This is a genomic window from Bradyrhizobium sp. P5_C11_2 (assembly GCF_054049755.1).
Genome location: NZ_JBFULT010000203.1, coordinates 1 through 11,993, shown reverse-complemented (window position 1 = coordinate 11,993; position 11,993 = coordinate 1). Strand labels below are relative to the sequence as shown.

Sequence of the window (11,993 nt, the reverse complement as noted above, 5' to 3'; positions counted from 1 at the left end):
CCTGTGTACAGCTGTCACGAGCCCGAGGTTTTAACGACGAGCTTTATGTTGAGCAGGTTGACGCCCTTGAATGGGTTCGGAGCGCTTTCGATTGTTCCCGTACCCGTGGCGTTCGCATAGGCACCGGTGCCCGACAGGATTGTGTATTCGCCCGTCGATTTGCCGTCTTTGGCCGAACCGGTGTAGCGCGCCGTAATCGAGCCTTCCTCGAACGTGTAGGTGCTATAGCCGAAGAAGGGGCCCGACCCTTTGAGCAGGTCCGAAGTATTGACGAACTCTTTCACTCCGATACGGCCATCGTTGAATACGGCGACACCAAAGAATTTGCCAGACACAACCGTCTGTCCTTCGATGTTTGCGGCCTCTATGACCTTGAGGTCGATCGGCTTCGTGACCAGCTTGAACTCGAGGATCCGCTCACCGGCTACGGCTGTTGACGCCGCGACGGCCAATATCACGCCAGAAAGGAAAAAGGTGAGAGACTTCCGCATAGCTTCCTCCTGCGCTTGTTGAAATCAAGTTGAGAAGTGCTGGCGAGCTACTCGTCATGCCCCGGCTCTTCGCGGTGGCACGGAAGAGAGCCCTTGGCAACGCCCCGGCAGCGGCTGAAGCACTCTGTCCTAAGGCGCAAAGTCGGGACGCAAATATGAGTCCCAAGCGACGGGAAGAAAGTTCAGGTTTCTGTCACGGTATAATCGTATCCAGCCAAAGCGCGGGGACTCTCAGCACAGGCACAATCCTCATGGTCTTTGCTGGTCGCCGGACTTCTTCCAATCGTTCGCGGAAGAGCGAATTACTGTCACCAATGTTGACGAATGAATAGAACTCATGCCGCCCACCGCACCGTAGCCCGGCAGATTCATGCCTTCACGACCGAGCCTCCGCACGTCTGCGCCCGCCACCTGTCCCCTCCTCGCGGCCAAAATGCTCGACCAGGAAGTCGATGAACAGCCGCACCTTCACTGACAGATGCCGCGTCGGCGGATAGACCGCATAGAGCGCGAGCGGCGGCGCCGAGTAATCGTCCAGCACGGCGCGCAGCTCGCCCTTTCTCAAGGCCTCCGCGGCAATGAATTCGGGGAGCAGCGCCAACCCCCTGCCCTTGATCGCAACATCTCGCAGCACTTCGGCATTGTTGACGCAGAGCGACCAGGCCGGCTGGATCCAGTGATCGCCATCAGTGCCGGTGAGCTTCCACTGATTGCCGGTGAGGAGGAAGCCGTAGGTCAGCGAGGCATGCTCGCGCAGATCCTGCGGATGGTTTGGCGTGCCGTGACGCGCCAGATAATCCGGCGAGGCGCAGATCATGCGCGCCACCGGCACGATCTTCCGTGCGATCAGGCTGGAGGACTCCAGCTCCGCGATCCGCAGCGTCACGTCAAAACCGTCCTGGACGGGGTCGAGCAGATCGTCGCTGAGCACGATCTGGAGCTGAAGCTCCGGATAGCGTGCCATGAAATCGGCGAGCACGGGTCCAAGCCGCATCGTGCCGAACGACATCGGCGCGTTGACGCGCAACAGCCCCCTCGGTGCCGACTGGGCCTGCGCTACCGCCTGGTCGGCGGCTTCGATCTCCGAGAGGATCACGACCGCGCGCTCGAAATAGCGCTGACCGTTCTCGGTCGGGCTCGCGTGGCGAGTGGTCCGGTTCAGGAGCTGGACGCCGAGGCTCTCCTCGAGATCGGCGATGTACTTGCTGATCGCCGAGCGCGACAGGCGCAACTGGCGGCCCGCTTCGGCAAAACTGCCGCTTTCGACCACCTTCACGAAGGCCCGGAGGCTGGCGACCTTATCCAAGCGCCCGCTCCAGCGATTGTTTCCAAATCGTAGACATAGACGTCATATTTGCACGGATTGTCTCCAATCCAAAGCGGAACGATATTTCCCGCCAGAGCAAGACCGCTCCCCGAATTCTGGAGGACGACAATGTCTGGACTGCACCACGTCACCGCGATCGCCGGCGACCCCATCCGTAATTTCGGCTTTTACACCCGCGACCTTGGGCTGCGCTTCGTCAAGAAGACGGTCAATTTCGACGACCCCGGCACCTATCACTTCTATTATGGCGACGAGACCGGCCGTCCCGGGACCATCCTGACCTTCTTCCCCTGGGCTGGCGCGCCTGCCGGACGCCGCGGCGTCGGCGAGACCCATCAGACCGCGTTCCGCGTGCCGCAGCGTTCGCTCGGCTACTGGACCCAGCGCTTCATCGAGAAGGGCATCGCTTTTGAAGCGCTGGAGAAGCGCTTTGGCGAATCCGTGCTGCCGTTCACCGATCCGGACGGCATGGCGCTGGCCCTGGTCGGGGTCCCCGGCGCCGAGAACGAGCCGGGCTGGAGCAATGGCGACGTCCCGGCCGAGCACGCGATCCGCGGCTTCCATGGCGTGACGCTGCTGCTCGACAGCGCGGCGAAGACGGCTGCCGTCCTCACCGACGTGTTCGGCTTCAAGGAAACCGCGCGTGAAGGTTCGGTGATCCGCTTCAAGGCGCCCGGTGACGTCGAGGGCAGCGTCGTCGACATCTACGAAGCCAAGGGTTTTCTGCGCGGGCATCAGGGTGGCGGGTCGGTGCACCACATCGCCTTCCGCGCGGCCGACGACGCTGAACAAGGCAAGATGGCGCAGCAGCTCGTAAGCAATCACGGCCTGCACCCCACCGAGCAGCGGGACCGCAACTACTTCCGTTCGATCTACTTCCGCGAGCCCGGCGGCGTGCTGTTCGAGATCGCGACCGACATCCCCGGCTTCGCCGTCGACGAACCCGTGGCGACGCTGGGACGTGATCTGAAGCTGCCGAGCTTCCTCGAACAACACCGCAAGCAGATCGAAGGCGTTTTGCCGAGCCTGGAAGAGAGCGTGTCATGACCGAGAGTGCGTTCATCCATCGCTTCGAGCCCGCGACCAGCGCGGGCTCGGCCCCGCTCCTGCTGCTGCACGGCACCGGCGGCGACGAGAACGATCTGCTTGGGCTCGGCAAGATGATCTCGCCCGGCTCGGCCCTGCTCTCGCCGCGCGGCCGCGTGCTCGAGCACGGCATGCCGCGCTTCTTCCGCCGCCTCGCCGAAGGGGTGTTCGACGAGGAGGATGTTCGCCGCCGCGCGCTCGAACTCGGCGACTTCGTCGCAGACGCCCGGCAACGCTACGGCGTCACGGCGCCGGTCGCGGTCGGCTTTTCCAACGGCGCCAACATCGCAGCCGCGCTGTTGCTGCTGAAGCCGGACGCGTTGGCAGGCGCAATCCTGCTACGCGCCATGGTGCCGCTGTCGGATCCGCCAAAGGCCGCACTCGACGGCAAACCCGTCCTGCTCCTGTCCGGGCAGGCTGATCCAATTGTGCCGGCGAGCAACTCGGCACGGCTCGCTGCGCTGCTGTCGCAGGCTGGCGCCAGCGTGACTCACAAGGTTCTGCCGGCGGGCCATCAATTGTCGCAGGCCGACGTCACGCTCGCCCGCGACTGGATCGGCAACGTCGCGGCCGAAGCGGCCTGATCCCAAGAAGCGGCGCACCGTTCGCCCTCGGTGCGCCGCTTCGAAGACCTGCGAGCGACCTTCCGCCGCATCTGCGCAATCGGGCACCACCCTGCCGGAAATTTCCGCTTGCCCGTTTCCGCGTCAGGCTTAGAATTTGGGACAAGGTTCCGAAAATTGGAACTCCCTTGGGCCAGCCTGCATGAGTGCTCTCACCAACGCGATCGAGATCCTGCGCTGCTTTTCCAGCGCGCGGCCTGATCTGTCGTTCGCGGACGTGATGGCGCTGACCGGCAAGCCGAAGAGCTCGACCTCGCGGCTGCTGCGGTCCTTGCGCGACTGCGGCCTGCTCGAGCAGGATCCGCACACCCGCCGCTACCGCCCCGGCCTCCTCACCTTCGAGCTCGGCCGGCTGCACCGCGCCCACGACGATCTCATCAGCATGGCCGAGCGTGAGCTGCGCGAGGTCTGCGCGCGCACCGGGCACACCGGTTACATCGCCGTGCTCGACGGCTACGAGCAGGTCGTGCTCCGGATCGTGCCGGGCTCGAACCCGCTTCGCGTGGTCAACCCGCCGGGCCAGCGCACGCCGGCGCTCGCCACCTCGAACGGCCGCGCCATGCTCGCGCGCCTCCCGGACGAGGACATCCGGGCACGGGTGCCGGCCACCTACCCAAAACTGCCGGGCAATTCGCCGCAGAACTTCAAGCAGTTGATGACGCGCCTCGACGAGATCCGCCGCATCGGCGTGTCCGAGGCAGCCGATGAATCGATCGAGGGCGTCGGCTCGCAAGGCTTTGCGCTGAAGAGCGGCGAGACCGGCGAGATGATCGGGATCGCGGTGTCCTATTCGGTGCAGGCGACCACCGCCGCCGAGCGCGCCAATGTCCGCCGCGAGCTGGCGGCGATGGCCGCAAAGCTCAGGCGCATGACCGGCGATTCGCTCGATCAGGATGCAACGCGCATTCAGACGGGGACGCGATGAGCGGCGCCGCGACCACGCGTCCCAACGGCCTTGCGCTCTTCATTCTGCCGAGCGCGCTGCTGTTTGCGCTGTTCTTCTTCCTCCCGATCGGGCTGATGGCGCTGATGAGCGTGCTCACCGGAAATCCGGTGGTGGCGCCGAAGGTCGCCTTCACCACGCGCCATTACGCCCGCATCGTCGACGATCCCTATTATCTCGAGGTGATCTGGACCACGATCCGGATCGGGCTCGTGACCACCCTCGTCGCGCTCGCGATCGGTTATCCGCTGGCACACTGGATGGCCCGGATCAGGAGCCGCACCGGACATGCGCTGCTGCTGATGGCGGTGCTGGCGCCGATGCTGACCGGCATCGTGGTCCGCACCTTCGCCTGGATGACGCTGCTCTCCGACAAGGGCGTGATCAATCAGACCTTGATCTCGCTCGGCGTGATCAGCCAGCCGCTGAAGCTGATGTACAGCGAGACCGGCATCGTGGTCGGGCTCGTCCACATCTACGTCCCCTTCATGGTGCTGACCCTCACCGGCGTGATCGGCCGCATCGACGAGCGGCTGGAGCAGGCCGCTGAAAATCTCGGTGCCAGCCCCTTGCGCGCCTTCATCGAGGTGACGCTGCCGCTCAGCCTGCCCGGCATCCTCGCCGGCTCGCTGCTGGTGTTCGCGCTCGCGATCAGCGCCTATGTCACGCCGATCCTGCTCGGCGGCTTCCAGATCATGACGCTGCCGATCCTGATCTACCAGCAGATCTCGGCGAACTTCAACGTCGGCTTCGCGGCAGCGCTCGGCATCATCCTGCTCATGATCTCGCTCATCCTCGTCATCGCCTATAACCACGCGCTCGGCCTCGTCTCCGGCCAGCGCGAATTGCAGTGAGGCCGACGATGGGAGCCTCTACCTCGCACAGTCCATCACTCGCGCCCGACCACGCTGCAGCGCCCGTGCGTATGGCCGCCGCTCCTCGACATTATGGCCGGTACGTCTATCTCACCATCAACATCGCCATCCTGGTCTTCCTGCTGGCACCGATCGCCGTCGTTGTCGTCTTTGCGCTCAACCCGACGCCGTTCATCCAGTTTCCGCCGGTCGGCGTCTCCTTGCGCTGGTTCGAGAAATTCTTTGCCTCGCGCGACTTCATGCATGCGCTCGGCTTCAGCCTCGAAGTCGCCGTCCTCACCACCATATCGGCAACGATCCTCGGCGCTTCCGCGGCGCTGGCACTCGCGCGTGGCAACCTGCCGGGCACCCGGCTGATCGTCGCGACGATGCTCTCGCCTCTGATGTTGCCGGCGATCCTGACCGGTCTCGCGCTGTTCCAGACCTATGTGCTGCTCGACGTCGGACGTCCGACCTGGGGCCTGGTCGCCGGCCACACGCTGGTGACGTTGCCCTATGTGGTGCGCACGACGCTCGCGGTGCTGCATAATTTCGACCTGCGGCTGGAAGAGGCCGCGCGCAATCTCGGCGCAAGCCCGTTGCGCACCTTCTTCGAGGTCACGCTGCCGCTGATCAAGCCGGGCGTGCTTGCGGGCGCGATCTTCGCCTTCATCGTCTCCTTCGACCAGTTTCCGGTCTCGCTGTTCCTGGTCAGCCCGGGCAACGAGACGCTGCCGGTCACGCTGTTCAACTATCTCAAGTTCGATCTGGACGGCACCATCGGCGCTGCCTCGGTGGTTTCGATCGTGCTCGCCTTTGTCGTCGTCATCGGGCTCGACCGCACCGTCGGCCTGCGCTCCTACGTCAAATTGTAACGCTCATTGCACCCAAAGGAATCGAGACATGGTGAAAGCTCTGGAATCCTCTCGGCTCAGCCGCCGCCGCCTTCTGCTCGCGGGCGCCTCGCTCGGCATCGGCACGATGGCAGCGCCCTATGTCGCGCGCGCCGACGATCCCACGCTGCGCATCACCGGCTGGGGCGGCAAGTGGGGCGATATCATGAAGGCCGAGATCGGTCCGGCCTTCGAGAGCGAGTTCAAGTGCAAGCTCCAGACCGACTCCGCTTTCCCTTATCTGCCAAAGCTCCAGGCGAGCTCGCGCTCGGCGCCGATCTATGACGTGCTGCATACCAACTCCAACGAGCAGTGGGCCGCAGCGGAAATGGGCCTGGTCGAGCCCAAGATCGACGCCAAGCTCGTGCCCAATCTCGCCGACGTCTATCCCTATGCGATCAGCGACAAGATCGTCGGCGTCTCGATCTTCACCAGCGCCATCGGGCTCGGCATGCGCACCGACAAGGGCTATACCGGCGTCACCTCCTGGAAAGAGTTGTGGGACGCGAAATACAACGGCGTTCGCGGCGGCTACGTCATTCCCGTCAACAGCCTCGGCCAGGCCTTCCTGATGATGTGCGGCACGCTGTTCGGCAAGGGCCAGACCGATCTCGACGCGGCCTATGCAGCACTGGAGAAGCTGAAGCCAATCAAGATCGTCGATTTCACCGGTGCGATGGAGAAGATGCTGCTGTCGGGTGAGGTCGGCCTCTGCGTCATCCACGATTCCGGCATCTATCGCTATGACGGCCAGAACCAGCCGACCGATTTCGTCGCGCCGAGCGAAGGCGTGCTGTCGCTGGAGCAGGTCCTGACCATCACGCCCGGCAGCAAGATGAAGGAGCTCGCCAACGCCTACGTCAACTACATGCTCCGCCCCGAGGTGCAGAAGCGTCTTGCGGAGACCGTCTGGTATTCGCCGGCCAACAAGAAGGTGAAGCTCGACGCGAAATATGACGCCAAGCTGCTCACCACGCCGGAAAAAGTCTCGAAGCTGATCCAGGTCGACTGGAAGTGGTACAACGAGCGCAAGGACGAGATCGACCAGCGCGTCAACCGGATCTTCCGCGCATGAGCGCGTCGATCGAGATCGCCGGCGTCAGCAAGGTCTATGACGGCGGCGTGCTTGCGGTGGACGCCGTGGGCATGGACATCCGGCAGGGTGAGTTCTTCTCCCTGCTCGGTCCGTCCGGCTGCGGCAAGACCACGACGTTGCGCATGATCGCCGGCTTCGAGACGCCGAGCTCGGGCGCGATCCGCGTCGACGGCGCCGACATCACCCATGTGCCCGCGCACAAGCGCGACATGGGCATGGTGTTCCAGAACTACGCGCTGTTCCCGCATCGCACCGTCGCCGAGAACGTCGCCTTCGGCCTGCGCATGCGCGGGCTCGACAAGGCGAGCATCGCCACCAAGGTGAAGGCGGCGTTGGCCATGGTCGAGCTGTCCGGCCTGGAGAATCGCCGACCTGCCCAGCTTTCCGGCGGCCAGCAGCAGCGCGTGGCGCTTGCGCGCGCCATCGTGATCGCGCCGCGCGTCCTGCTCTGCGACGAACCGTTAGGGGCGCTGGACAAGAAGCTGCGCCAGCAGATGCAGTTCGAGCTCAAGCAGCTGCAGAAGAAGCTCGGCCTGACCCTGGTCTTCGTCACCCACGATCAGGAAGAGGCGCTGGCGATGTCCGATCGCATCGCCGTGATGAACGGCGGCAGGGTCGAACAGGTCGGCACGCCCGCCGAGATCTATAACCAGCCCACGACCCGCTTCGTCGCCGACTTCATCGGTGACACCAACATATTTCGCGGCGAGCGCATCACGGCAAGCGCCGCCGGCGCGGCTCTCGACGTCGGCAAGGGCCTGATCCTGGCATTGCCGCCCACTGCGGACACGCAGGGCACCGGCGTGCTCTCGGTGGCGCTGCGTCCCGAGAAAATCAGCCTCTCGCCGCGTGGCAATGCCGCAGGCGGCGCGTCGGGCTCCTGCGCGCACGGTGTCGTCGAAAACACCAATTTTCTCGGCGGCGCGGTGCTCTACCGCATCGTGCTCGAGGGCGGCCATCGCGTCCTCGTGCAGCAGCCCAATGCAGGCGCGAGCCGCCTGTTCGTTCCCGGCAACGGTGTCACGCTCGACTGGACGCCGGCCGATCTCGTCGTCTTGAAGGACTAGACATGAACATGCCATTGAAGCACCAGCGCATCGGGGTGGTCGTGATCGGCCAGAGCCCGCGTCCCACCGTTGCCTCCGAAATCGCAGCCGTGCTGTCGCCGGGCATCGAGATCGAGCTGCGTGGCGCGCTCGACGGCATGAGCCGTGCGGAGATCGACGCCATTCCGCCGATGGACGGCTACGACACGCTGTTCACGCTGCTGCCGAGCGGCGACGGCGTCACCATCAGCAAGAAGGAAGTGGAGCGGCGCGCCAGCCAGCAGATCACCCGTTTCAAGCACGAGGGCGTCGGCGTGACGCTGATGGCCTGCACCGGCAAATTTCCCAATCTCGCGGCCGATGGCCTTGTCATATTGCCTTCGGCCATCCTGCATAATCTCGTCGAGGCCGTGCTGCCGAAAGGCCGCCTCGGCGTGTTCTCGCCGCTGCCCGAGCAGACCGCGCTGATCGACAAGAAGTGGCAGCGCGAAGGCGTCGAGGTCGTCGGCATCACGCTCCGTCCCGGCTCCAACGATGCCGTGGTCGACGAGGCCGCGCGCACGATGGCGGACCTCGAGCCCGATCTCGTGGTGATGGACTGCATCAGCTACACCAGCGCCAACAAGGCGCGTGTGCGCACGGCCTATCCCGGCCCGGTGATCCTCGGCATTGCCGCCGCGGCCCGCATCGTCGAGGAGCTGGTGTCGTGAGCAAGCCGGAATTGAAGACGATCAGCCTCGAAGAGATCGAGGCGCTTGCGGTCGGCGCCTGGATCCTTGGCACCGGCGGCGGCGGCAGCCCCTATCTCGGCCTGCTCAATCTGCGCCGGCTCTATGCCGAAGGGCACCGCGTGCAATTGATGTCACCGCTCGACCTTGACGACGACGACTGGGTCGCGGTGGTCTCCAACATGGGCGCGCCACTGGTCGGGCAGGAACGCCTCGCCGACAGCCGCAACATCGCGCGCGCGGTGCGGATGCAGGAAGAGATCAACGGCATCAAGTTCCGCGCCGTGATGTCGGTCGAGATCGGCGGCGGTAACGGCGTGCAGGCGCTGATGGCGGCCGCCCATCTCGGCATTCCCGTGGTCGACGCCGACTGCATGGGCCGCGCCTTCCCCGAGGCGCAGATGACGTCGGTCGCGATCGGGGACCTGCGCCCCTACCCGTGCACGCTCTACGATCCGCGCGGCATCGAGGCTGTGGTGACGAAAGTGCCGAGCTGGAAGTGGATGGAGCGGGCAAGCCGCAAGATCTGCGTCGAGATGGGCTCGATCGCCTCGACCAGCAAGGCACCGCGCACCGGGCGCGAGGTGAAGGACTGGGGCATCCACTTCACCACCACCAAGGCAATCCGCATCGGCCGCGCCGTGCAGGAGGCAAATCGCCGTCACGAGGACCCGATCGCCGCGCTGCTCGAAGCCGAGGGCGGCAAGAAGCTGTTCACCGGCAAGATCATAGACGTGGCCCGGCGCACGACCGAAGGATTCTTGCGCGGTTCGGCCATGATCGAAGGCAGCGATGCCGACCGCGGCAGCCGGCTCAAGCTCTCGTTCCAGAACGAATGGATCGTGGCCTGGCGCGGCGAGGAGGCGATCGCGACATCGCCCGATTTGATCTGCGTGCTCGACAGCGTCAACGGCCACGGCGTCGGCACCGAGACCGTGCGCTACGGCCAGCGCGTCACCGTCGTGGCGCTGCCGGCCCCGGCCGTGCTCACGAGTCCCCGGGGTCTCGAATTCGTCGGCCCGCGCGCCTTCGGCTACGACCTCGACTACCGTTCCCTGTTCGCGCCCGCTGAGGCTGGAGCTTAAGATCCCATGAAGCGTATTGGAATCGATGTCGGCGGCACCAACACGGACGCCGTGCTGATCGTCGACGAGAAGGTCGTCCACTCCGTCAAGCGCCCGACCACGGCCGACRTGACATCCGGCATCCTGGATGCGCTCAAGGCGCTGCGCGCCAACCCGGCCGCCGCGGTGAAGGTCGACGCGGTCGTGATCGGCACCACGCACTTCATCAACGCAGTGGTGCAGCGCCGCCACGTCCAGAAGATCGACGCGATCCGCATCGGCATGCCCGCGAGCGCTTCGCTGCCGCCGTTTTGCGACTGGCCGGCGGACCTCGCCGCGCTCGTCAACGGCGACATCTTCATGCTGGAGGGCGGCCACGATTACGACGGCCGCCCGTTCATGCCGCTCGACGTCGCCGCCCTCAAGGACGCCGCGCGAAAAATCAGAGACAAGGGCCTGCGCTCGGTCGCGGTGTGCTCGAGCTTCTCCCCGCTCGATCCCTCCTGCGAGACGACGGCACGCGAGATCCTTGCCGATATCTGCCCCGACGTCGCAGTGACGCTGTCGCACGATCTCGGCCGCATCGGCCTGCTCGAACGCGAGAACGCGGCCCTCCTCAATGCCTCCCTGCACGACCTCGCCATCACCACGGTCGCGGCCTTCCGCAAGGCGATCGCCGACAGCGGCATCGATGCGCCGCTGTTCCTGACCCAGAACGACGGCACCGTCATGCAGGCCGAGATCGCCACCGCCTTCCCGGTGATGAGCTTTGCCTCCGGCGCCACCAATTCCATGCGCGGTGCCGCGCACCTGTCCGGCCTCGACGACGCCATGGTCGTCGACGTCGGCGGCACGACAAGCGACATCGGCCAGCTCCGGCACGGCTTTCCGCGCGAGGCCAATGCCGTGGTCGAGGTCGGCGGCGTCCGCACGCTGTTCCGGATGCCTGACCTCTTGTCGATCGGGCTCGGCGGCGGCAGCCATGTCGACGAGGACCCGGTCCGCGTCGGCCCGCTCAGCGTCGGCTACCGGCTGACGTCGGATGCGCTGGTGTTCGGCGGCTCGCGCCTCACCGCCACCGACATTGCGGTGGCGGCCGGCCTGATCGACATCGGCGACCGCTCGCGCGTCGCCAAATTGCCGAAGCGTCTGATCGAGGCCGCGCTGCGCGACGCCTGGCGCAAGCTCGAGGAAGACATCGACCGCATGAAGACCGAAGCCGGCGATGTGCCGCTGCTCGCAGTCGGGGGCGGCGCCTTCCTGGTGCCGGATCGCCTGCCGGGCATCTCCGAGATCGTGCGCGTGCCGCATGGCGACTGCGCCAATGCGGTGGGCGCCGCAATCGCACAGGTCTCTGGCGAAGCCGACCAGGTATTCCGCGACCTCAACCGCGAGGATGCGATCGCAGCCGCACGCGATATCGCAGCGGACCGCGCCGTCCAGGCCGGTGCTGCGCGCGACAGCCTCAAGACCGTCGACGTCGAGGACATGCCGATCGCCTATCTGCCCGGCAACGCACTGCGGGTGCGCGTCCGCGTTGCAGGGGCGATCGCCGATCCGGATTTGCCGGCGGCGGCGTAGCAGGCACCGTGCGCCTCCGGTCCAGCAAAAAACTCGAAAACAACCCCATGCACAGTAGCCGGTGATAGCAAGATCAATGACTTACGCAGGCAGCGAAGCCACTTGACCCGTCGGGCAAAACACGGGCATAATGCTATTATTCCGAAATATGAAACCAGCGCGTCTCGCACAGCAACATCGAAATAGAAGCGGCTGGCACGGGGGCAGACGACATCATTGAGATGATAAGCCAGAACCCCCTAAGCAAATCTGGCCTTGAAC

At 65.2% G+C, this 11,993-nt stretch carries 12 protein-coding genes; 10 read left to right on the top strand and 2 right to left on the bottom strand.

Annotated elements, in window-relative coordinates; all coding sequences use genetic code 11:
* Positions 1–14 precede the first annotated feature (14 nt).
* Together ACXJL8_RS19760 and ACXJL8_RS19755 are read right to left on the bottom strand one after the other, a co-directional pair.
* A complete protein-coding gene (locus tag ACXJL8_RS19760) occupies positions 15–491 on the bottom strand; it encodes a hypothetical protein (protein ID WP_456617787.1) in 477 nt (158 codons plus the stop codon).
* A gap of 376 nt (positions 492–867) precedes the next feature.
* Complete coding sequence (locus ACXJL8_RS19755; protein ID WP_456685435.1) at positions 868–1,797, bottom strand: LysR substrate-binding domain-containing protein; 930 nt, start codon at positions 1,795–1,797, stop codon at positions 868–870.
* 129 nt (positions 1,798–1,926) lie between these two features.
* Here ACXJL8_RS19755 and ACXJL8_RS19750 point away from each other — a divergent pair, with 129 nt between their 5' ends.
* The 10 genes from ACXJL8_RS19750 (at position 1,927) to ACXJL8_RS19705 (ending at position 11,732) form a co-directional block, all read left to right on the top strand.
* Positions 1,927–2,865, top strand: a complete 939-nt coding sequence (locus tag ACXJL8_RS19750) for a ring-cleaving dioxygenase (protein ID WP_456617789.1) — start codon at positions 1,927–1,929, stop codon at positions 2,863–2,865.
* A complete protein-coding gene (locus tag ACXJL8_RS19745; RefSeq protein ID WP_456617790.1) occupies positions 2,862–3,488 on the top strand; it encodes an alpha/beta hydrolase in 627 nt (208 codons plus the stop codon). Before ACXJL8_RS19750 ends, ACXJL8_RS19745 begins: the two co-directional genes overlap by 4 nt.
* 181 nt (positions 3,489–3,669) lie before the next feature.
* Entirely contained in the window at positions 3,670–4,452 is a 783-nt protein-coding gene (locus tag ACXJL8_RS19740) for an IclR family transcriptional regulator (RefSeq protein WP_456617791.1), read from the top strand.
* Positions 4,449–5,324: an ABC transporter permease gene (locus ACXJL8_RS19735; protein WP_456617792.1), complete on the top strand. Its 876-nt coding sequence runs from the start codon at positions 4,449–4,451 to the stop codon at positions 5,322–5,324. The genes ACXJL8_RS19740 and ACXJL8_RS19735 overlap by 4 nt, the downstream gene beginning before the upstream one ends.
* A gap of 71 nt (positions 5,325–5,395) precedes the next feature.
* Positions 5,396–6,199 carry an ABC transporter permease gene (locus tag ACXJL8_RS19730; protein WP_456617832.1) on the top strand — a complete coding sequence of 268 codons (804 nt, stop codon included), beginning with the start codon at positions 5,396–5,398 and terminating at the stop codon, positions 6,197–6,199.
* A gap of 28 nt (positions 6,200–6,227) precedes the next feature.
* Entirely contained in the window at positions 6,228–7,292 is a 1,065-nt protein-coding gene (locus tag ACXJL8_RS19725; RefSeq protein ID WP_456617793.1) for an extracellular solute-binding protein, read from the top strand.
* On the top strand, positions 7,289–8,380 hold the full coding sequence (locus tag ACXJL8_RS19720; RefSeq protein WP_456617794.1) for an ABC transporter ATP-binding protein: 1,092 nt from the start codon (positions 7,289–7,291) through the stop codon (positions 8,378–8,380). The genes ACXJL8_RS19725 and ACXJL8_RS19720 overlap by 4 nt, the downstream gene beginning before the upstream one ends.
* 2 nt (positions 8,381–8,382) lie before the next feature.
* Positions 8,383–9,069, top strand: coding sequence for an AroM family protein (locus ACXJL8_RS19715; protein WP_456617795.1), 687 nt, complete (start codon positions 8,383–8,385; stop codon positions 9,067–9,069).
* Positions 9,066–10,172 carry a DUF917 domain-containing protein gene (locus tag ACXJL8_RS19710; RefSeq protein ID WP_456617796.1) on the top strand — a complete coding sequence of 369 codons (1,107 nt, stop codon included), beginning with the start codon at positions 9,066–9,068 and terminating at the stop codon, positions 10,170–10,172. The genes ACXJL8_RS19715 and ACXJL8_RS19710 overlap by 4 nt, the downstream gene beginning before the upstream one ends.
* 6 nt (positions 10,173–10,178) lie before the next feature.
* Positions 10,179–11,732 (top strand): hydantoinase/oxoprolinase N-terminal domain-containing protein, encoded by a 1,554-nt coding sequence (locus tag ACXJL8_RS19705; RefSeq protein ID WP_456685434.1) that lies wholly within the window; start codon positions 10,179–10,181, stop codon positions 11,730–11,732.
* Positions 11,733–11,993: the final 261 nt, after the last annotated feature.